At 72.5% G+C, this 19,797-nt stretch carries 22 protein-coding genes and 1 riboswitch; of the genes, 9 read left to right on the plus strand and 13 right to left on the minus strand.

Annotation, left to right across the window (positions count from 1 at the left end; genetic code table 11):
• Window positions 1–100 precede the first annotated feature (100 nt).
• From ABEA26_RS01540 to ABEA26_RS01555, 4 genes are all read left to right on the plus strand, one after another.
• Window positions 101–511, plus strand: coding sequence for a VOC family protein (locus ABEA26_RS01540; protein ID WP_345588405.1), 411 nt, complete (start codon window positions 101–103; stop codon window positions 509–511).
• 94 nt (window positions 512–605) lie between these two features.
• Entirely contained in the window at window positions 606–1,013 is a 408-nt protein-coding gene (locus ABEA26_RS01545; protein ID WP_345588407.1) for a hypothetical protein, read from the plus strand.
• A gap of 4 nt (window positions 1,014–1,017) precedes the next feature.
• Window positions 1,018–1,515 carry a thiol-disulfide oxidoreductase DCC family protein gene (locus ABEA26_RS01550; protein ID WP_345588409.1) on the plus strand — a complete coding sequence of 166 codons (498 nt, stop codon included), beginning with the start codon at window positions 1,018–1,020 and terminating at the stop codon, window positions 1,513–1,515.
• A 10-nt stretch (window positions 1,516–1,525) separates the two neighbouring features.
• The gene (locus ABEA26_RS01555; RefSeq protein ID WP_345588411.1) at window positions 1,526–2,332 is read left to right on the plus strand and encodes a TetR/AcrR family transcriptional regulator; all 807 of its coding nucleotides are present in this window, start codon (window positions 1,526–1,528) and stop codon (window positions 2,330–2,332) included.
• On the opposite strand, the gene ABEA26_RS01560 is transcribed toward ABEA26_RS01555, so the two are convergent.
• Both ABEA26_RS01560 and ABEA26_RS01565 read right to left on the minus strand, forming a co-directional pair.
• Window positions 2,329–3,735 (minus strand): metallophosphoesterase, encoded by a 1,407-nt coding sequence (locus tag ABEA26_RS01560; RefSeq protein WP_345588413.1) that lies wholly within the window; start codon window positions 3,733–3,735, stop codon window positions 2,329–2,331. The two genes, ABEA26_RS01555 and ABEA26_RS01560, sit on opposite strands and share 4 nt — an antisense overlap.
• Before the next feature lie 36 nt (window positions 3,736–3,771).
• Window positions 3,772–4,011 carry an SCO4848 family membrane protein gene (locus tag ABEA26_RS01565; protein WP_345588414.1) on the minus strand — a complete coding sequence of 80 codons (240 nt, stop codon included), beginning with the start codon at window positions 4,009–4,011 and terminating at the stop codon, window positions 3,772–3,774.
• A 91-nt stretch (window positions 4,012–4,102) separates the two neighbouring features.
• On the opposite strand from ABEA26_RS01565, the gene ABEA26_RS01570 reads away from it, so the two are divergent.
• Entirely contained in the window at window positions 4,103–5,431 is a 1,329-nt protein-coding gene (locus tag ABEA26_RS01570; protein ID WP_345588415.1) for a D-alanyl-D-alanine carboxypeptidase family protein, read from the plus strand.
• Here ABEA26_RS01570 and ABEA26_RS01575 read toward each other — a convergent pair.
• The 4 genes from ABEA26_RS01575 to ABEA26_RS01590 are packed head-to-tail and all read right to left on the minus strand — an operon-like array spanning window position 5,379 to window position 8,218.
• Complete coding sequence (locus ABEA26_RS01575) at window positions 5,379–6,311, minus strand: YihY/virulence factor BrkB family protein (RefSeq protein WP_345588416.1); 933 nt, start codon at window positions 6,309–6,311, stop codon at window positions 5,379–5,381. The two genes, ABEA26_RS01570 and ABEA26_RS01575, sit on opposite strands and share 53 nt — an antisense overlap.
• Window positions 6,299–6,769 carry a GtrA family protein gene (locus ABEA26_RS01580; protein ID WP_345588418.1) on the minus strand — a complete coding sequence of 157 codons (471 nt, stop codon included), beginning with the start codon at window positions 6,767–6,769 and terminating at the stop codon, window positions 6,299–6,301. The genes ABEA26_RS01575 and ABEA26_RS01580 overlap by 13 nt, the downstream gene beginning before the upstream one ends.
• Complete coding sequence (locus tag ABEA26_RS01585; protein WP_345588420.1) at window positions 6,763–7,716, minus strand: decaprenyl-phosphate phosphoribosyltransferase; 954 nt, start codon at window positions 7,714–7,716, stop codon at window positions 6,763–6,765. The genes ABEA26_RS01580 and ABEA26_RS01585 overlap by 7 nt, the downstream gene beginning before the upstream one ends.
• Complete coding sequence (locus ABEA26_RS01590; protein ID WP_345588422.1) at window positions 7,709–8,218, minus strand: phosphatase PAP2 family protein; 510 nt, start codon at window positions 8,216–8,218, stop codon at window positions 7,709–7,711. The genes ABEA26_RS01585 and ABEA26_RS01590 overlap by 8 nt, the downstream gene beginning before the upstream one ends.
• 133 nt (window positions 8,219–8,351) lie before the next feature.
• Here ABEA26_RS01590 and dprE1 point away from each other — a divergent pair, with 133 nt between their 5' ends.
• Window positions 8,352–9,887 carry a decaprenylphosphoryl-beta-D-ribose oxidase gene (dprE1, locus tag ABEA26_RS01595; RefSeq protein ID WP_345588424.1) on the plus strand — a complete coding sequence of 512 codons (1,536 nt, stop codon included), beginning with the start codon at window positions 8,352–8,354 and terminating at the stop codon, window positions 9,885–9,887.
• Window positions 9,888–9,970: 83 nt separating this feature from the next.
• Window positions 9,971–10,726 (plus strand): decaprenylphospho-beta-D-erythro-pentofuranosid-2-ulose 2-reductase, encoded by a 756-nt coding sequence (gene dprE2, locus ABEA26_RS01600; RefSeq protein ID WP_345588425.1) that lies wholly within the window; start codon window positions 9,971–9,973, stop codon window positions 10,724–10,726.
• A 13-nt stretch (window positions 10,727–10,739) separates the two neighbouring features.
• On the opposite strand, the gene ABEA26_RS01605 is transcribed toward dprE2, so the two are convergent.
• The 6 genes from ABEA26_RS01605 to pdxR all read right to left on the minus strand — a co-directional run bounded on the left by ABEA26_RS01605 (window position 10,740) and on the right by pdxR (window position 17,555).
• Window positions 10,740–11,381 carry a 2'-5' RNA ligase family protein gene (locus tag ABEA26_RS01605; protein WP_345588426.1) on the minus strand — a complete coding sequence of 214 codons (642 nt, stop codon included), beginning with the start codon at window positions 11,379–11,381 and terminating at the stop codon, window positions 10,740–10,742.
• Window positions 11,382–11,635: 254 nt separating this feature from the next.
• Entirely contained in the window at window positions 11,636–12,649 is a 1,014-nt protein-coding gene (gene trpS / locus ABEA26_RS01610; RefSeq protein ID WP_345588428.1) for a tryptophan--tRNA ligase, read from the minus strand.
• Window positions 12,650–12,701: 52 nt separating this feature from the next.
• A complete protein-coding gene (locus tag ABEA26_RS01615; protein ID WP_345588559.1) occupies window positions 12,702–14,153 on the minus strand; it encodes a glycine hydroxymethyltransferase in 1,452 nt (483 codons plus the stop codon).
• Window positions 14,154–14,185: 32 nt separating this feature from the next.
• Window positions 14,186–14,292: riboswitch (ZMP/ZTP riboswitch) on the minus strand.
• Between the two features lie 82 nt (window positions 14,293–14,374).
• On the minus strand, window positions 14,375–15,559 hold the full coding sequence (locus ABEA26_RS01620; RefSeq protein ID WP_345588430.1) for a glutathionylspermidine synthase family protein: 1,185 nt from the start codon (window positions 15,557–15,559) through the stop codon (window positions 14,375–14,377).
• An 8-nt stretch (window positions 15,560–15,567) separates the two neighbouring features.
• Window positions 15,568–15,924, minus strand: a complete 357-nt coding sequence (locus ABEA26_RS01625; RefSeq protein WP_345588432.1) for a hypothetical protein — start codon at window positions 15,922–15,924, stop codon at window positions 15,568–15,570.
• A gap of 98 nt (window positions 15,925–16,022) precedes the next feature.
• Window positions 16,023–17,555 carry a MocR-like pyridoxine biosynthesis transcription factor PdxR gene (pdxR, locus tag ABEA26_RS01630; protein WP_345588434.1) on the minus strand — a complete coding sequence of 511 codons (1,533 nt, stop codon included), beginning with the start codon at window positions 17,553–17,555 and terminating at the stop codon, window positions 16,023–16,025.
• 46 nt (window positions 17,556–17,601) lie between these two features.
• Here pdxR and ABEA26_RS01635 point away from each other — a divergent pair, with 46 nt between their 5' ends.
• Window positions 17,602–18,114 (plus strand): carboxymuconolactone decarboxylase family protein, encoded by a 513-nt coding sequence (locus ABEA26_RS01635; protein WP_345588436.1) that lies wholly within the window; start codon window positions 17,602–17,604, stop codon window positions 18,112–18,114.
• Window positions 18,115–18,116: 2 nt separating this feature from the next.
• Entirely contained in the window at window positions 18,117–18,836 is a 720-nt protein-coding gene (locus tag ABEA26_RS01640; protein ID WP_345588561.1) for an isocitrate lyase/PEP mutase family protein, read from the plus strand.
• A 3-nt stretch (window positions 18,837–18,839) separates the two neighbouring features.
• On the opposite strand, the gene ABEA26_RS01645 is transcribed toward ABEA26_RS01640, so the two are convergent.
• Window positions 18,840–19,796, minus strand: a complete 957-nt coding sequence (locus ABEA26_RS01645; protein ID WP_345588438.1) for an ABC transporter substrate-binding protein — start codon at window positions 19,794–19,796, stop codon at window positions 18,840–18,842.
• Window position 19,797: the final 1 nt, after the last annotated feature.

The following is a 19,797-nucleotide window of genomic DNA, read 5'->3' on the forward strand; positions in this document are numbered from 1 at the left end:
AGCCGGGTCCGGGAGCGGCCGTCCGTCCGGGCGGGTGACCCGGTCGCCGCCCCGCCGCGGGTCCGCCCCACTTCGCGCCGTACGCACCTAATGTGACGTCATGTCAGATCATGAGTCGTACGAACTGCTCGGGTTCGACAACGTGCTGCTGCCCGTCGGGGACCTCGGCGAGGCCGTCGGCTTCTACGAGCGGGCCGGATTCCCGGTCGCCTTCCGGCTCGACGAGGCCGGGATCGCGCTGCTGAAGGCCGGCGGCGAGACGCCCGGCATCCTGCTGCGGGTGGAGGAGGAATTCGGGCGGCGGCCACCGATGTGGCCGTCCGCGCGGGTGTGGCTGGAGGTGCCGGACGCCCGCACCGCGGCCCGGGCGCTGCGCGACGCGGGAGTGGTGCCGCTCGACGAATCCTTCCCCGTCGCCACCGGCTGGACCGTCGAGTTCGCCGACCCGTGGGGCAACGTCATCGGACTCACGGACTACTCCAAGCGGCCGGAGCTCGGCCGACGCCCGTGACGCGGACCACCCCCCTCACGAGTTGAACACGTTCAAAAGCAGGTCTACAGTCTCTCCCGTCAGCGTTTTGAACGCGTTCAAGGAGGGGTGGGGCATGGACCGCACCGTCATCGCCTACGTCATCTACCTGCTGGTCAGCATCGGTCTGACCATCTGGGTGGCCCGCACGCTCAGCCGCAACGGCCGGGTCTTCCTAGCCGACGTCCTGCACGGCAACGAGAAGCTCGCCGACGCCGTCAACCACCTCCTGGTGGTCGGCTTCTACCTCGTCAACCTCGGCTTCGTCGCCCTCTACCTGAGCGGTGACGAGACCATCGCCGACACCCGCCAGATCTTCGAGGCGCTCTCGACCAAGCTGGGCGTGGTGCTCCTGGTGCTCGGCGTGATGCACCTGGGCAACGTGTACGTCCTCAACCGGATCCGGCGGCGCGGGATGATGGAGCGGGAGCAGATCCCGCCGGTCCCGCCGCAGGGCTGGGCCGCCCCGACGGCCGGGGCCTGAACCGATGCCACGGACGCCGGCGACGGCGCGCGTTCCCGGGGCGGCCGCCGCCCCGGTGCGCGGGCTGACCGTCCTCTACGACGCCGAGTGCCCCCTGTGCGCCCACGTACGGGACTGGCTGCTGCGGCAGCGGCGGCTGGTGCCGCTGGAGCTGGTCCCGGCCGGGTCCGACGAGGCGCGGCGGCGCTTCCCCGGCCTCGACCACGCCACCACCCTCGACGAGGTCACCGCCGTGGGCGACGCCGGCCAGGTCTACCGGGGCGCCGCCGCCTGGGTCGTCGTCCTGTGGGCGCTGCGGGAGCACCGTCCGCTCGCCCACCGGCTCAGCACGCCCACCGGGGCCGCGCTGGCCCGGGGCGCCGTCCTGGCCGCCGCCAAGTGGCGGGGCGGGCAGTTCGGCGGCCGGGCCTACCGCAGGGCCGACGGATGGGTGTACGACCCCGGCGTCGGATGGCTGTACACCGGACCGGGCTGCGACGACGGCGCCTGTGCCAGTCGTTAGGCTCACTCCCGTGCCTGCGAAGAACGACGGCCCCGGCGACGGAGCCCCCCTCAGCAAGTCCGAGCAGACCCGCGCGCTGATCCTGGAGACGGCCATGCGGCTCTTCCAGGAACGCGGTTACGACCGGACGACCATGCGGGCCATCGCCCAGGAGGCCGGGGTCTCCGTCGGCAACGCGTACTACTACTTCGCCGGCAAGGAGCACCTGATCCAGGGCTTCTACGACCGGATCGCCGCCGAGCACCAGGCGGCGGTCCGGGAGGTCCTGGCCCGGGAGACCGACCTGGAGGCACGGTTGGCGGGCGTGCTGAAGGTCTGGCTGGACATCGCGACCCCGTACCACGAGTTCGCGGTGCAGTTCTTCAAGAACGCGGCCGACCCGGACAGCCCGCTCAGCCCCTTCTCCCCGGAGTCGGAGCACGCGCGCGTGGAGGCCATCGGCGTCCACCGGCAGGTGCTCGCCGGGGCGAAGACCAAGGTGCCCGCGGAACTGCGCGACATCCTGCCGGAGTTGATGTGGCTCTCCCAGATGGGCCTCGTCCTGTACTGGATCTTCGACCGGACGGAGGGGCGCGAGCGCAGCTACCGCCTCGCCGAACGCGGCGCCCGGCTCACCGCGCGGGGCGTCGCGCTGGCCCGCTTCCGGGTACTGCGCCCGCTGGTGCGCGAAGTGCACGAACTGTTCACGGACTTCCTGCCCGGGATGACCAGGGCGCTCCCGGACCCGGCGAAGCGGACGGCGCCCCCCGAGGACGTTCCCGAGGACCCACCTGGGGACGCCGTCGTCCCCGAGGAGGGGCCGCGGGGCAGGTCTTAGGCCTTCGGCGAGGCGAGTTCGATCACCGTGACGTCCGATTCCGCTCCCACGCGCGTGGGCGGGCCCCAGGCGCCCGCGCCGCGGCTGACGTACAGCTGGGTGTCGCCGTAGCGCTCCAGGCCCGCGACGGTGGGGTTGGCGAGGCCGGCGAGGAGGCTGCCGGGCCAGAGCTGGCCGCCGTGGGTGTGGCCGGAGAGCTGGAGGTCCACGCCGTGGTCGACGGCGTCGTGGATCTGCACCGGCTGGTGGGCGAGGAGCACGCACGCACGCGTCCGGTCCCGGTCGCCGAGGGCCTTGGCGTAGTCGGGGCCCTGGCCCTCGTCCTCGCCCGCCACGTCGTTGACGCCGGCGAGGTCGAAGTGGGGCAGCTCGGTACGGGCGTTCTCCAGCGGGATCAGGCCGAGCCGCCGTACCTCGTCGACCCACTGCTCGGCGCCGGAGAAGTACTCGTGGTTGCCGGTGACGAAGTACGCGCCGTGCCGGGCCTTCAGCTGCGCGAGCGGGGCCGCCGCCGGGCCGAGGTCCTTCACACTGCCGTCCACCAGGTCGCCGACCACGGCGATGAGGTCGGGCTGCGTGGAGTTGATCGTGTCGACGACCGTCTGCGCGAAGCTCCGGCCGAGCACCGGGCCGAGGTGGATGTCGCTGACCACGGCGATACGGAAGCCGTGCGCCGCGCGCGGGAGCTTGGCCAGCGGCAGGGTGACCCGCTTCACCGTCGGGCCGTTCAGCACGCCGTACGTCCCGTAGCCGACCGTCCCGACGGCCGCCGCGGCGGCGGCACCGGCGACGACGCGGGAGACGAAGAGGCGGCGGGAGGGGAGGGCGAGGCGCTCGGACATGCCGTCGTCGGTCGCGCCGGGGGCCGGCGCATCAGGTGCTTCAGGTGCTCCAGGTGCTGCAGATGCCTCAGCCCCAGGTACCTCGGCCTTCCCCGCTGTCTCAGGCTCCTCGCCCGTTCCGGACTCCTCGGCTGTCCTGGGCGGGGCCGTTCCGGCCGGTATGCGCTCCGTGTCGACGGCCGGAGCGCTCAGCGGCTGCGGCGTCGGCTCCGGCTCCGCGGCCGCCCGCCGCCCGGCCGCCCGCCGCTCCAGGAACCGCCGCAGCAGCGGGCGGACGGCCTCGCCCACGAGCAGCGCCAGCAGCAGGTAGAGGGACAGGGCCAGCCACAGGTAGCCCGGCCAGGCCAGGACCCGCTCGAGCCAGAAGGGCGCGCCCGCGCGCCCGGCGACCATCGTGCCGACGGCCAGCAACCAGCCCCCGGCGATCACCACCGCGCCGATACGACGCGCGGGCCCGGGGCCCCGGGTCGTGTCGCGGAACAGGCGCCGCCACACGTACCAGTTGGCCGCCACGAGCACGCTCACCACTGCCACCGCGACAAGCGCGAAGACGACCACCATGCCGTCGTATCCCCTCGGTTGTGACGTCCTTGACGTCTATGACCTTCGGCGCAGTACGCGCACCGAACGCAACCCGATGCCCCCGACGACCGTCCCCAATACGAAGGAGACGACGGCGAGCAGCAGGTGCACCCAGAAGTACGCCGTGGGGTCGCCGTCCTCGAAGGCGAGCCCGCTGCTGTCCTTGATCAGATTTTTGACGAAAGTGATCCAGATGATCCAGCTCCACACCCCGAAAGCGAGCAGGAACCAGGAGACGGGGCGGCTGAGCTTCATGCCTTCAGTATCGCCGCCCCGTGTCCGGATCCGTGCCCGGGGTGGGGAGGGGGGTGGGAGCGGCCCGCTCCCGGGGGGTACGTTCTCGCTCGTGCCCGCACCCCAGAAGGCCGTCATGCGATCCCTGCTGGTCGCCTCCGCCGCGCTGTCCGCTCTCGCGCTCCTCTCGCCCACCGCGCTCGCCGCCCCGAGCCCGACGGCGAACCCGTCGGCCAGTACTACGCCCGGTACCTCGGCCAGTCCGTCGGCCAGTCCGTCGGTGACTCCGCCCGCGTCGATGTCGGCCGTGGGCGGCGCGCGGCTCGGGAAGCCCGGGACGCAGGTGGACCTGGCGGGCGGGGCTCCCGTGCTGCCGAAGGACCTCACCGCCCGTTCGTGGATCGTGGCCGACGCCGAGTCCGGCGACGTGCTCGCCGCGCACAACGCGCACTGGCGGCTGGCCCCGGCGAGCACGCTGAAGATGCTGTTCGCCGACACGCTGCTGCCGAAGTGGCCGAAGACGACCGAGCACAAGGTCGCCTCCTCGGACCTCGCGGGCATCGGCGCCGGCTCCAGCATGGTCGGGATCAAGGAGGAGGAGACCTACACCGTCCACGACCTGTGGCTCGGCGTCTTCCTGCGTTCCGGCAACGACGCGGTGCACGTGCTGTCCGCGATGAACGGCGGTGTCGACAGGACCGTGGAGGACATGAACGAGCACGCCGAGGAACTCCAGGCCCTCGACACGACCGTGGTCAGCCCCGACGGTTACGACGCGCCGGGGCAGGTCTCCTCCGCGTACGACCTGACGCTCTTCGCCCGCTCGGGACTGCAGAAGAAGGACTTCCGCGAGTACGCCTCGACGGTCCGCGCGAAGTTCCCGGGCGAGACGAAGAAGGACAAGAAGGGCAAGACGTCCCGCGAGGACTTCGAGATCCAGAACACCAACCGGCTGCTCGCCGGCGGATCGGGCGTGGACGTCTATCCGGGTATCGCGGGCGTGAAGAACGGCTACACCACCAACGCGGGCAACACCTTCACGGGCGTCGCCGAGCAGGGCGGCAAAGTGCTGCTCGTCACGGTCATGAACCCGAAGAAGGACGAGAGCAACGAGGTCTACAAGGAGACCGCCCGCCTCTTCGACTGGGGTTTCCAGGCGGCCGGCAAGGTGGAGCCGGTGGGTGAGCTGGTGCCGCCGAGGAGCGCCGCTCAGGCGAGCCCGCGACCCGGTCCGAGCGCCTCCGGGGAGGCCGGTGGCACCGGGAAGGGCGCGGCGGGCGCGAAGCCGGTGGCGGGGGCCCCTGCCGCGAACGGCTCCAGCGGCGTGGGCGTCGCGGCCGGCATCACCGCCGGGCTGCTGGTCCTGCTCGCGGGCGGTGCGTTCCTGGTCAACCGGAAGTGGCCGCTGCCGGACCTGGTCCGTCGCCGGACGCGCCCGTGACGTCCGCTCCGTCCGTCTCCGTCAGCTCCTCCTCTTTGCTCCCCGTCGCCGTCCAGGCGGCGCAGAACAGCACCAGCTTCGAGGTGAAGTTGATCCACAGCAGCAGGGCGACGGGGACTCCGAAGGCCCCGTACATGCTCTTGGCGGCGACGCCCTGCATGTAGCCGCTCAGCAGCAGTTTCAGCAGCTCGAAGCCGATCGCGCCGGTCAGCGCGGCCACCACCAGGCGGCGGCGCGGGGGCTGGACGCCGGGAAGCAGGGTCAGGACGTACAGCAGCAGGAGGAAGTCGGCGAGCACGGCGACGACGAACGCGGCGACGTGGAGCAGCACCCCGCCGAAGCCGCCCTCGGCGATGCCCAGCTGTCGGATGATCCAGCCGACCATGGCCGAGGCGACGGTGGAGATGCCGACGGTGACCAGGAGCGCGCCGCCGAGACCGATCAGGACGCCCGCGTCCTTGGCCCGGTGCACCACCGGGTTCTCCTCCTCGTCGGGCAGCTCCCAGACGGCGCGCAGGCAGCCCCGGGTGGCGTCGACCCAGCCGATGCCGGTGAAGAGCAGCAGGGCGCCGGCGATGAGGCCGACGGTGCCGGCGTTGTCGATCAGGCCCTGGATGTTCAGCTTGTCGGCGATGCCGGGAATCTGCTCGGCGACCGTGTCCTGGAGCCTGCCCTGCTGGTCCTCGCTGAGCGTGGCGGCGGCGACGGCGGCGGCCAGACTGAGCAGCGGGAAGAGGGCGACGAAGCTGGTGAAGGTCATGGCGGCGGCCAGCCGGCTCCACTTCACCCGGTCCAGCCGCTCGTACGAGCGCCACGCGTGCGTGGCCGCCCCCCGCGCCACCCACGGGCCCACCACGGGGAGCTTCTTCAGCCAGTCCATGATCCGACCCTGCCCCCACTCGCCCCGGTCCATGATCCCGTCGTGTCACCGGTTCCTGTGCCGGTGCGGAAGACCAGTGTTCTTGTGCCCCAGAAACGCAGGACCGTGGCCAGGAGCATGCCGACTCCCGCGCCGGAGACCGTGTCGGCGCGCTGCGAGGTGAGTCCGAGGCCGTAGTGGCTGACGGCCAGGCACAGCAGCTGTACGGCGGCTCCGGCGGCGTTGACCGCGAAGAACACGGCGTACGGGCGCAGGCCCCGCGGCCGGGCGTGCCGGTAGGTGCCCAGCGCGTTGCCCGTGTAGGCCACGGAGCAGCCGGCGACGAAGGAGAGGGCCTTGGCGGTGAGCGGGCCGAGACCGGCCGGGCCGCGCAGCCAGGTGAAGAGGCCGAGGTCGACGGCGTAGGCGAGCAGGCCGACGGCGGCGAAGCCGAGCAGTTCGCGCCGTCCGGCTACCAATTGGCCACCGCCAGGCCGTACATCGCCACCCACGCCACGCCGATCAGCGCGAGCGCCCGGTCGCGCAGGACGACGTCCTCGGGTTCGCCGGCGGTACCGCGGTCGGCGAACACGGCGTAGCGCAGGACGGCGAGGACGAAGGCGACCATGGACAGCTGGCGCCAGGGCAGCACGCTGGTGTGCGGGACGCCGCCCTCCTCCATGGCCCACATGCAGTAGGCGAGGACGGCGACGCCGGCCGCGAGCTGCCAGACGAAGCGGAGGTAGCCGGTGGTGTACTCGGTGAGCAACGCGCGCGTGGCACCGTCCTTTTCGGCCATCTGGACGGCTTCGGAGTAGCGCTTGGCGGCGACCATGAAGAGCGCGCCGAAGCCGGTCGTGATGAGGAACCAGCGCGACAGGGGGATGCCGAGCGCGAGTCCGCCGATCATCGCCCGCATCAGGAAGCCGGTGGTGACGACGGCGAGGTCGACGACCAGGACGTGCTTGAGGCTGACGCAGTACGCCAGTTGCATCGCGAGGTAGGCGGTCAGCAGGGCCGCGACGGGCGGCGGGCACAGCCAGGCCGCGACGAGGGGCGCGAGGACGCCCAGGGCGCCGCCGACGGCGTACGCGGCCGGCACCGGGACCTGTCCGGCGGCGACCGGGCGGTGCCGTTTGACCGGGTGGGCACGGTCGGCCTCGGCGTCGCGGGCGTCGTTGACGAGGTAGACGGCGGCGGCGCAGGCGGTGAACAGGACGAAGACCAGGGCCAGCCGGGTCAGCGTGTGCCGGGAGAACAGCTCACCGGCGGCGGCCGGGGCCGCGACGACCAGGACGTTCTTGACCCACTGGCGGGGGCGCGCGGTCCGGAGCAGGCCGGCCAGGAGTGCTTTCCCGCGGGGCGGTGCGGGCTCCCGCCGCCGTTCGGGGGTGGCGCGTTGCCGCAGGACGGCCGTGTCAGTCACGAATGCCTCCGCGCATCCAGTCGGCGCCGAGCCGGGCCGTGAGCGCGCCCAGGGCCGCGCCCGCGGCGACGTCGGAGGGGTAGTGGACGCCGGTGACCAGCCGAGAGGCACACACCGCGACGGCGAGCGGCCAGGCCGCGCGGACGCCGAGCGCGCCGAAGACGACGGCGGCCGCCGCGGCCGAGGTGGCGTGGGAGCTGGGGAAGGAGTGCCGGCCGGCGGTGCGCACCAGAGGCACGACGTGCGCCGGGCGCGGGCGACGCACGACGCGCTTCAGGCCCATGCTGACGACGTGCGCGCCCGCGGTGAGCGCGGTGCCGCGCAGCCATGCCGCGCGCCGCGTGCCGTCCACGGCGGCCGAGGCGAGGCCCGCCGCGAGCCACACCGCTCCGTGCTCCCCGGCCCAGGACAGGGCACGCGCGGCACCGGCCACGCGCGGGTCCGTGCCGCAGGCTCTGAGTGCCGTCACGATCCGGTGGTCCATGTCGTCGAGGTCGTCCATGTGGACTCACTGTTCACGCCAACGGCTCCGGAAGTCCGACATGATCGAGCGACATACCATTAATCACCCGTTTCAGGGACGGGCAGAATGTTCTGGAACCAATCGTTCGCATAGTGACGATACGGTCACCGGCATGTCTGCCGACACCGTTCCCGATGCCGACTCGGGCTCCGACGCCGACTCGGGCTCCGGCGGCGACTGGGTCCCCGACGCCCAGTGGGATCCGGACGCCGGGCGGGGTTCCGACGCCGAGTGGGATGCCGACGCCGAGTGGGATGCCGACGCCGAGTGGGATGCCGACGCCGGACGGGGGTCCGACGCCGAGTGGGGTCCTGTCACGGGCTGGGGCCGCACCGCGCCCACCGCCGCCCGGCTGGTCCGCCCGCGGACGTACGAGGAGGCCGCCGTCGCCGTCCGGCGCTGCGGAGCCCGCGGTGGTATCCCCAGGGGCCTGGGACGGGCGTACGGGGACGCCGCGCAGAACGCGGGGGGCGACGTGCTCGACATGACGGCCCTGGACCGCGTCCACGCCATCGACGTCGCCGGCGGCACCGTGCTCTGCGACGCGGGGGTCTCCCTGCACCGGCTGATGGAGGTGCTGCTGCCGCTCGGCTGGTTCGTGCCGGTGACGCCAGGCACCCGCTACGTGACGGTCGGCGGGGCGATCGGCGCGGACATCCACGGCAAGAACCACCACGTGTCGGGCTCCTTCGCCCGGCACGTGCTCTCTTTCGAGCTGCTCACCGCCGACGGCCGGGTCCGCACCGTGGACCGGGGCACGCCGCTGTTCGACGCGACCGCCGGCGGCATGGGCCTGACCGGTGTGATCCTCACCGCGACCGTACGGCTCCAGCCGGTCGAGACCGCGCTGATGTCGGTCGACACCGAGCGCGCCGCCGACCTGGACGACCTGATGGCACGCCTGACGGACGGCGACCACCGCTACCGCTACTCGGTCGCCTGGATCGACCTCCTCGCGCGCGGTGCCGCGACCGGCCGCGCGGTGCTCACCCGGGGCGACCACGCCCCGCTGGACGCGCTGCCCGCCCGTTCCCGCGTGCGGCGGGCCCCGCTGACGTTCCGCACCTCGCGTCTCCCGGCCGCCCCCGACCTCGTCCCGGACGGGCTGCTCAGCCGGACGACGGTGGGCCTGTTCAACGAGTTCTGGTACCGCAGGGCCCCCCGCGGGCGTACCGGGCAGCTCCAGCGGATCTCCACCTTCTTCCACCCCCTGGACGGGGTCCCGCACTGGAACCGGATCTACGGCCGCGGCGGCTTCGTGCAGTACCAGTTCGTCGTCGGGCACGGCCGGGAGGACGCCCTGCGCCGGATCGTGCGGCGCATCGCCGAGCACCGCTGCCCGTCCTTCCTCGCCGTCCTCAAGCGGTTCGGGGACGGCGACCCGGGCTGGCTCTCCTTCCCGGTGCCCGGCTGGACCCTCGCCCTGGACATCCCGGCGGGCCTGCCGGGCCTCGGCTCCTTCCTCGACGGCCTCGACGAGGAGGTGGTGGCGGCCGGCGGCCGGGTCTACCTCGCCAAGGACTCCCGGCTGCGGCCGGAGCTGCTCGCCTCGATGTACCCGCGTCTGGACGACTTCCGCGCGCTGCGCGCGGAGCTGGACCCGCGCGGGGTGTTCGTCTCGGACCTGTCCCGGCGCCTCGGCCTCTAGGAGCCCCTTCAGGACCCCTCCAGGCCCCTCCAGGCCCCTCCAGGCCGCCTCCAGGCCCCTCTCCACAAACTCCAGGAGCTGTCGTGAAGGACGCCTTCGGCATCCCCCAGTCCCTTCTCGTCCTCGGCGGTACGTCCGAGATCGCGCTCGCCACCGCGCGCCGTCTGGTCGCCCGCCGCACCCGCACCGTGTGGCTGGCCGGTCGCCCCTCCCCCGCCCTGGACGGGGCCGCCGAGCAACTGCGCGGTCTCGGCGCCGAGGTGCGCACCGTCGTCTTCGACGCGCTCGAGACCGAGTCCCACGAGGCGGCCCTCGGCAAGGTATTCGCCGAGGGCGACATCGACCTGGTGCTGCTGGCCTTCGGTGTCCTGGGCGACCAGGCGCACGACGAGCGCGAGCCGCTGAACGCCGTGCGGGTCGCGCAGACCAACTACACCGGCGCGGTCTCGGCCGGCCTGGTCAGCGCCCGCGCGCTCCAGGCGCAGGGCCATGGCTCCCTGGTGGTGCTCTCCTCGGTGGCCGGGGAGCGGGCCCGCCGCGCCAACTTCATCTACGGTTCCAGCAAGGCCGGCCTGGACGCCTTCGCGCAGGGCCTCGGCGACGCGCTGCACGGCACCGGCGTGCACGTCATGGTCGTACGCCCCGGGTTCGTGCGGTCGCGGATGACCGCCGGGCTGGAGGAGGCGCCGCTCGCCACGACGCCGGAGGCGGTCGCCACGGCCATCGAGGTGGGGCTGCGGCGCCGCTCGGAGACCGTGTGGGTGCCCGGTGCGCTGCGCGTGGTGATGTCGGCGCTGCGGCATCTGCCGCGGGCGGTGTTCCGTCGGCTGCCGGTGTGAGCCCGTCCGGGGCTCAAGGCCGTCCGAGGCCTGAGGCCGTCCGAGGCTCAAGACCGTCCGAGGCCCCGGGCAGGGGCTGGCGGACCGGCAGGGAGCCGCTCTCCACGCGGCCCGCCTGCGGGGGCACCGTGGTGCTGCCGAAGGGGAACTCGCGCAGCTTGCGCCACACCCCGTCGGCGCCCTGCTCGTAGAGCGCGAAGCCGGTGCAGGGCCACTGGGCCTCGTAGTCGGACAGCTCCTCGTAGGCGCGGTCCATCGCCGCTTCCTCGATACCGTGCGCCACGGTGACGTGCGGGTGGTACGGGAACTGCAGTTCGCGGGGGACCGGCCCGGAGGTGTCACGGACGCGCTTCTGCAGCCAGGAGCAGGCCGCGGCGCCCTCGACCACCTGGACGAAGACCACGGGCGACAGCGGCCGGAAGGTCCCGGTGCCGGACAGCCGCATCGGGAAGGGCCGGCCGCGCGCCGCCACCTCCGCCAGGTGCGCCTCGATCGCGTGCAGCGCGGCGCCGTCGACCTCGGTCGGCGGCAACAGGGTGACATGCGTGGGGATGCCGTGAGCAGCGGCGTCACCGAAGCCCGCGCGCAGCTGCTGGAGCTTGCTGCCGTGAGGCTCCGGGACCGCGATCGACACGCCGATCGTTACGGTCCCCACGTCGTCTCCTGTCGTCACGTGTCACTCGTCGTGTGTCGCTGTGTCGGACACCCGGATATCGACTGTAAGGCCACGACCGGGCCCGGGGCAGGCGCAACCGGAGTGATGTGCAGCGCTACGGCGGCGTGCCGGGGCGCACTGGGGGTGCCGGGATCAGCGCGGGGTGGCGTTCGGGCCGTGGCCGGACGCTGGTCGGGCGCTGCTCCGGGCATTGCTCCGGTCGGTGCCGCGGCTGCTCCGGGTGGTGCCGCCGCTCAGTGCTTGGCGGCCAGGAATCCCAACCCGTCGTACGCCCGGGCGAGGGTCTCCGCGGCGACGGCACGCGCCTTCTCCGCTCCCTTGGCCAGGATCGCGTCGAGGGTCTCCGAATCGTCCAGGTACTGCTGGGTGCGCTCCCGGAACGGCGTGACGAACTCCACGACGACCTCGGCGAGGTCCGTCTTCAGCGCGCCGTAGCCCTTGCCCTCGTACTTCTGCTCCAGCTCCGGGATCGTCGCGCCGGTGAGGGTGGAGTAGATCGACAGCAGGTTGCTGACGCCGGGCTTGTGCTCGCGGTCGAAGCGGATCACGGTGTCGGTGTCGGTGACCGCGCTCTTCACCTTCTTGGCCGTGGCCTTCGGCTCGTCGAGCAGGTTGATCAGGCCCTTGGGGGTGGCCGCCGACTTGCTCATCTTGGCGGTCGGTTCCTGCAGGTCGTAGATCTTCGCCGTCTCCTTGAGGATGTACGCGCTCGGGACGGTGAAGGTGTCGCCGTAGGACTGGTTGAAGCGGTCGGCGAGGTCGCGGGTCAGCTCCAGGTGCTGGCGCTGGTCCTCGCCGACGGGGACCTGGTCGGCCTGGTAGAGCAGGATGTCGGCGACCATCAGCATCGGGTACGTGAACAGGCCGACGGTGGTGCGGTCGCTGCCCTGCTTGGCGGACTTGTCCTTGAACTGGGTCATCCGGGACGCCTCGCCGAAGCCGGTGATGCAGTTCATCAGCCAGCCGAGCTGGGCGTGCTCGGGGACGTGGCTCTGGACGAACAGCGTGCACCGGTCCGGGTCGAGTCCGGCCGCGAGGAGTTGGGCCACGGCGACGCGGGTGTTCTCGCGGAGCTGCTTCGGGTCCTGCGGGACCGTGATCGCGTGCAGGTCGACGACCATGTAGAACGCGTCGTGGGTGTTCTGCATGTCGACCCACTGGCGGACGGCACCGAGGTAGTTGCCGAGGTGGAACGAGCCTGAGGTCGGCTGGATACCGGAGAGCACGCGGGGACGTTCAGAGGCCATACGCGCCATTGTCTCAGGTTCCGCCACAGGCTCGTTCCCCTGGTAGGCGACCTCAGCCGAGGTCGATCTCCGGGTAGAGCGGGAAGCCCGCCACCAGGTCCGTCGCGCGGTGCGAGATCTCGTCCGCGGTCTTCGCGTCCAGGACGTGCGCCGCCTTCGAGGGGGCGCCCGACTTGGTGGTGCCGGCCTCGGTGGTGGTCAGGACCCGGTCGATCAGGCCCGCGACCTCGTCCATCTCCGCCGTGCCCAGGCCGCGGGTGGTGAGCGCCGGGGTGCCGACGCGGATGCCGGAGGTGTACCAGGCGCCGTTCGGGTCGGCGGGGATGGCGTTGCGGTTGGTGACGATGCCGGAGTCGAGGAGCGCGGCCTCGGCCTGGCGGCCGGTGAGGCCGTAGGAGGACGCCACGTCGATCAGGTTGAGGTGGTTGTCCGTGCCGCCGGTCACCAGGGTGGCGCCGCGCTTGGTCAGGCCTTCGGCGAGCGCGCGGGCGTTGTCGACGATGCGCCGCGCGTAGTCCTGGAACGCGGGCTGCCGGGCCTCGGCGAGGGCGACGGCCTTGGCGGCCATGACGTGCGGGAGCGGGCCGCCGAGGACCATCGGGCAACCGCGGTCGACCTGGTCCTTGAGGGAGTCGTCGCACAGGACCATGCCGCCGCGCGGGCCGCGCAGGGACTTGTGGGTGGTCGTCGTCACGATCTGGGCGTGCGGGACCGGGTCGAAGTCGCCGGTCAGCACCTTGCCGGCGACCAGGCCGGCGAAGTGCGCCATGTCGACCATGAGGGTCGCGCCGACCTCGTCGGCGATCTCGCGCATGATCCGGAAGTTCACCAGGCGGGGGTACGCGGAGTAGCCGGCGACGATGATCAGCGGCTTGAACTCGCGGGCGGAGGCGCGCAGGGCCTCGTAGTCGATCAGGCCGGTGGCCGGGTCGGTGCCGTAGGAGCGCTGGTCGAACATCTTGCCGGAGATGTTCGGGCGGAAGCCGTGGGTGAGGTGGCCGCCGGCGTCCAGGGACATGCCGAGCATGCGCTGGTTGCCGAAGGCCTGGCGCAGCTCGGCCCAGTCGGCGTCGGTCAGGTCGTTGACCTGGCGGACGCCGGTCTTCTCCAGGAAGGGCACCTCGACGCGGGCGCCGAGGACGGCCCAGAAGGCGACGAGGTTGGCGTCGATGCCGGAGTGCGGCTGGACGTAGGCGTGCCGGGCGCCGAAGAGCTCGCGGGCGTGCTCGGCGGCCAGCGACTCGACGGTGTCGACGTTGCGGCAGCCGGCGTAGAAGCGGCGGCCGATGGTGCCCTCGGCGTACTTGTCGCTGAACCAGTTGCCCATCGCCAGGAGGGTGGCCGGGGAGGCGTAGTTCTCGGAGGCGATCAGCTTGAGCATCTCGCGCTGGTCGGCGACCTCCTGGCCGATGGCGTCGGCGACGCGCGGCTCGACGGCGCGGATCACGTCGAGGGCGGCGCGGTAGGCGGTGGACTCGGTGGAGAGGGGCTGCTCGGCGGGCATCGGGACCTCCGGGACGTGGCGTTCGGCGTTCACGGTACGGCCCAGGCGCACGGCACAGTGCCGGTCCCGGCGGTGCGGGTCCGGGGGCCGCTTCCCGATGGTTCGTCCCATCCCTAGCGCGCCAGTCACGGCCCGCGGTCAGCGTACCGGGTGCGTCCGGCGGGCGCCGTGGGTGTCCGCGATGCGGGAGCGCCGGTCGGGTCGGGTCGGGTCGGGTCTCCTCACAGGATCACGTGGGGCAGGAAGCGGGCGTACTCGTCCGTCACCAGGCCCGACGACTCCCTGATGCCCAGGCCCGCCGACTCGTTCTCCACCACCCAGGCGCCCAGGACGACGCGGTTGCCGTCGAAGTCGGGCAGGGGGGCCAGTTCCTGGTAGCAGCAGGGCTCGTCCCGTACGACGGGGGCGGCGCCGGGCTCGTGGAGCGTGACGCCCGCGCCCTCGCGGCCCAGCAGGGGCTTGGCGACGTAGCCCGCCGTGCCGGCCAGCTCCCTCGGGCCGTCGAGGTAGGCCGGGAGGAGATTGGGGTGGCCGGGGTACAGCTCCCAGAGGATCGCCAGCAGGGCCTTGTTGCTGAGCAGCATCTTCCAGGCGGGCTCGATCCACAGGGTGGTTCCGGTGCCGCCGCCGTTGTCGAGGGTGTCCAGGACGTGGTCGGCGAAGCGGTCGGTGGTGAGCCACTCCCAGGGGTACAGCTTGAAGATGCTGCGGATGAAACGGAGCCTGTTGTCGACGAAGCGGCCGGACAGGCGGTCCCAGCCGATCTCCTCCACGGGCATCCAGTCGGTCTCCAGGCCGGCCTGCTCGGCGGTCTCCTTGAGGTAGGCGACCGTCATGAGGTCCTCGCCGAGCTCGTCGTCCGTGGAGTGCGCGAAGTACAGCGGGCTGCCGGGCGGAAGGAGGGCTGCCTGCTTCTTCCAGGCGTCGACGAGGCGCTCGTGGAGGCTGTTCCACTGGTCGGCGCCGGGGAAGCACTCCTCCATCCAGAACCACTGCGGGGACGCCGCCTCGACGAGGGAGGTCGGGGTGTCCGCGTTGTACTCCAGGAGCTTGGCGGGCCCCGTCCCGTCGTAGCGCAGGTCGAAGCGGGCGTAGACGGAGGGGAGTTCGGCGCGGCGCCGCCAGGCCTCGGTGACCGCCCGGACCACGCGCGGGTCGGTGATGCCGAGGTCGGCGAAGCGGCCGGCGGTGACGATGTGCTCGGCCGCCGCCAGGCACATGCGGTGGAGCTCCTCGACGACCTCTTCCAGCGCCTCGACCTCCGGGAGGGAGAAGACGTAGTAGGCGCTCTCGTCCCAGTAGGGGCGCAGGGAGTCGTCGGGGTAGCGGGTCAGGGGGTAGATGCAGCCCTGCTCCTCCACGGTCTGCTGCCAGCCGGGGCGGGGATCGGTGGTGCGGCGTTCCATGACCGGGCTCAGCCGCCGCCGCTGCCGGAGCCGGAGCAGCCGAATCCGCCGCGGTCGACGGCCTCTTCGCGGCTGAAGGTGCCGGAGTCGGCCCAGCCGTTGCTGACGTCGCCGTCGTAGTACCAGTCGGCGTCGCCCACCTTGGAGCCGGACTTCTTGCCGCCCTTGCCGTACGAGCCGCCGGACGAGCCCGACTTGCAGTTCTTGTCGGCGACGACCTTGTAGCCGTAGATGTAGTCGTAGCTGTCGCGGTCCACGCAGCGCCGGTCGGGGTCCGAGCCGCAGGCGCTCAGGGTCGCCGCGAGCACTCCCATGCCGCCGAGCACCACGGTGCTCGACCGCAGCCGTCGCCGGGTCTCTGCCATGTCCGTCTCCCCCGTTGTCCGCGCTTCTGTACGTCAGTTGGGCCGATGGTTGGGCCGATGGTTGGACCGATCGAGTGTACGACCGCCGCCGGGGGACTCTACGGCAGCGCCCGGCAGAGCGCGTCCAGGGCCCCTGCCCAGGCGTGCTCGGGCGGGGTGCCGTAACCGACGACGAGGGCGTCCAGCGGGGCGACGGCGGCGTCCGGGTGCCGGAACGTGGACAGGCCGTGAACCGCGAGGCCGTTCCAGGCGGCGGCCCGGACGACCTGCTGCTCGGTGCCGGGGGGCAGTCGGAGGACGGCGTGCAGTCCGGCGGCGATGCCGGTGACGCGCACCTCGGGGGCGCGCTCGGCGAGGGCGGCGACCAGGGAGTCGCGGCGGCGTCGGTAGCGCAGCCGGGCGGCTCTGACGTGCCGGTCGTAGTCGCCGGAGCCGAGGAACTCCGCGAGGGTCAGCTGGTCGAGCGCGCCCGGGGTGCGGCCCGCCATGCAGTCCATGGCGTCCTCGACGAGCGAGGGCGGCAGCACCAGCCAGCCCAGGCGCAGCGCGGGGGCGAGGGACTTGCTGGCGGTGCCCAGATAGACGACGCGGTCGGGGTCCAGGCCCTGGAGGGCTCCGACGGGCTGGCGGTCGTAGCGGAGTTCGCCGTCGTAGTCGTCCTCCAGGACCAGCCCGCCGGTGCGGCGCGCCCAGTCGATCAGCGCGGTCCGGCGCTCGGGGAGCAGCGGGAGGCCCAGCGGGAACTGGTGGGAGGGCGTCAGCAGGGCGGCCCGGGCGGCGGCCGGGTCGGCGAGGGGGAGGGTGCCCCGATCGTCGAACGGCAGTGGCGGCGTGTCGCAGCCCGCGCGCGCGAGCAGCCGGCGGTGGTGGGGAAGGCCGTAGGACTCGACCGCCACGGAGCGCGCTCCCCGGTGCCGCAACAGTTCGGCGAGGACGCCGAGGCCGCCGAGGAAGCCGGCGCAGACGACGATCCTGTCCGGGTCGGCGTGCACACCGCGGGCGCGGGAGAGGTAACCGGCGAGCGCGGTGCGCAGTTCGACGCGGCCGCGGGGGTCGCCGTAGCCGAGGGCCCGGTCGGGGGCGGCGGTCAGGGCGCGGCGGGCCGCCCGCAGCCACTGGGCCCGGGGGAACGAGGCGAGTTCCGGCGTCCCGGGGACGAGGTCGTAGGCCGGCCGGCCCGGCTCACGCCGGTGCGGTGCCGGGCGGGGTGATGCCGGGCGGGGTGATGCCGGGTGGTGGACGTGGCTGCCGGGGATGCGGTCGGGGGTGGCGGGTGCGTGGTCGTGGGTGCCGGGGGTGGCGGGCGTACGGTCGGGGGTGGCGGGTGCGCGGCCGGGCGTGGCGGGCGTGCGGTCGGGCGTGGCGGGCGTGCGGTCGGCCACTCGGGTGCCGGATCCCTGACGGGCGGCGAGCCAGCCCTCGGCGACCAGGTCGGCGTAGACCTCGGCCACCGTGTTGCGCGCCACGCCCAGGTCGGCGGCGAGCGAGCGTGAGGAGGGCAGCCGGGTGCCGGGAGCCAGCCGGCCGCCGCGGACGGCCTCGCGCAGGGCGTCGGTGAGGCCGCGGCGCAGTCCGGGGCCGGAACGGTCCAGGTGCAGGTCGACGCCGGAAGTGGCCCATGATTTCCCCATGGAAATGGACCATACCCGTGGGCTGCCTCGCTTCTAGTCTCGAAGCATGACGACGAACGAGAACACCACCGCGGCTCCCGACGCCTTCGCCCCCGAAGAGGCCCCCCGGCTGGAGTGGGCCAAGCACGCACCCGAGGTCTGGAAGGCGATGCTCCGACTGGAGAAGGCGGCCAACCAGGGGCTGGACCCGAAGCTGAGTGAGCTGGTGAAGATCCGTGCCTCCCAGCTCAACCACTGCGCCTTCTGCCTGGACATGCACACCAAGGACGCCCTCGCGGCCGGTGAGAGCGTGGAGCGGATCGTGCAGCTGGCCGCCTGGGAGGAGTCACGGCACTTCTACACGGAGAAGGAGCTCGCGGCGATCGAGCTGACCGAGGCGGTCACCGTCCTGACGGACGGTTTCGTGCCGGACGAGGTGTACGGGAAGGCCGCGAAGTACTTCGACGAGGCCGAGCTGGCCCAGCTGATCGCCGCGATCACGGTGATCAACGCCTGGAACCGGTTCGGCGTGACGTGCCGGCTGACGCCGGGCCACTACACCCCGGGGCAGCACGCGTGACGGTGAGCGGGGCGGACCGCTTCCGCGCCCTTCACCACGGCCGCGCCCCGGGCGACCCCCTCGTGCTGCCCGGCCCCTGGGACGCGGCGAGCGCCCGCGTCCTCGCCGAGGCCGGGTTCCCTGCGCTCGCGACGCCCAGCGCGGGCGTGGCGGCGTCGCTGGGGTACGAGGACGGGGCGACCCCGGCCGACGAGATGTTCGCGGCCGTCGCGCGGATCGCGCGGGCCGTGGACGTACCCGTGTCGGCGGACGTCGAGGACGGGTACGGGCTGGCGCCGAAGGAACTGGTGGAGCGGCTGCTGGAGGCCGGCGTAGTGGGCTGCAACCTGGAGGACTCCGTCGACGGGGTGCTCAAGGACCCGCACGAGCACGCCGAGTGGCTGGCCGAGGTCCGGGCGGCGGCCGGGGACCGACTCTTCGTCAACGCCCGGGTCGACACGTTCGTCAGGGGCGTCGACGACCCGGAGGCGGCGATCGGGCGGGCCGCGCTGTACGTCGCCGCCGGCGCCGACTGCGTGTACCCGATCTTCGCCCCGGCCGGTGTACTGCCGCTGCTGCGGGCCGGGATCCAGGGGCCGGTCAACGTGGGCGCGCTGCCCGGGGAAGGCCCCTCGCCCGCCGAACTCGGCGGACTCGGGGCCACCCGCGTCACGTTCGGGCCGGGACTCCAGCGGCGTGCGGCGGGTGCGCTGCGGGAGATCGCGGCCGGACTCGTGAAGTGAGGGTCAGGGCAGCCACTTCTTCCAGACGGACTCGTGGCTGTCCACCCACTTCTCCGCCGCCTCCTCGGGCCGCATCTTCTGCTCGGCGATCATGAGAGAGACCTGGTTCTGGTCCTCGGTCGTCCACTTGAAGTCCTTGAGGAACTCCGCGGCCTCGCCGCCGTTCTCCGCGAAGTCGGCGTTGAGGTACTTCTGCAGTTCGGTGACCGGGTAGGCGCAGTCGACCTTCGCCGGGTCGGCGTCGCAGCCCTCCTCGTACGGCGGCAGCTTCACCTCGGTCATCGGCACCTTCTCGAAGAGCCACTGGGGGGTGTACCAGTAGCTCAGGAAGGGCTTCTTCTCCTTGGCGAACTGCTGCATCTGGGTGATCTGGGCGGCCTCGGAGCCGGCGAAGACGACCTTGTAGTCCAGGTCGAGGTTCTCCACCAGCGCCTTGTCGTTGGTGACGTAGGACGGGGAGCCGTCCATCAGCTGGCCCTTGTCGCCGCTCTCCGCGGTGCGCAGCAGTTCGGCGTACTTGTTCAGGTTCTTCCAGTCCGTCACGTCCGGGTGCTTCTTCGCGAAGTACGTCGGGACGAACCAGCCGATGTGCCCGGTGACGCCGAGGTCGCCTCCGGGGGTGATGGTCTTCTTGTCCTCGACGTAGCGCTGCTCCTGCTCGGGATGGCCCCAGTCCTCGAGGATGGCGTCGACTCGGCCCTGGCTGAGCGCGTCCCAGGCGGGGACCTCGTCGACCTGGACGGTGTCGACGCGGTACCCGAGCTCGTGCTCCAGCAGGTACTGGGCGACGGCCACGTTGGCCTGTGCGCCGACCCAGGACTGCACGGAGAGGGTCACCGTCCTGGCACCCTGGGCGCCCGCGTACGGGGACGCCTGCTTGGTCATGTCGGCGGCACCGCAGCCGGTCAGCAGCGTCAGCGCGGCCACGCCCGCGAGCGCGGAGGTCGTACGCATCCGCATG

This window comes from Streptomyces marokkonensis (assembly GCF_039539045.1).
Lineage (GTDB): Bacteria > Actinomycetota > Actinomycetes > Streptomycetales > Streptomycetaceae > Streptomyces > Streptomyces marokkonensis.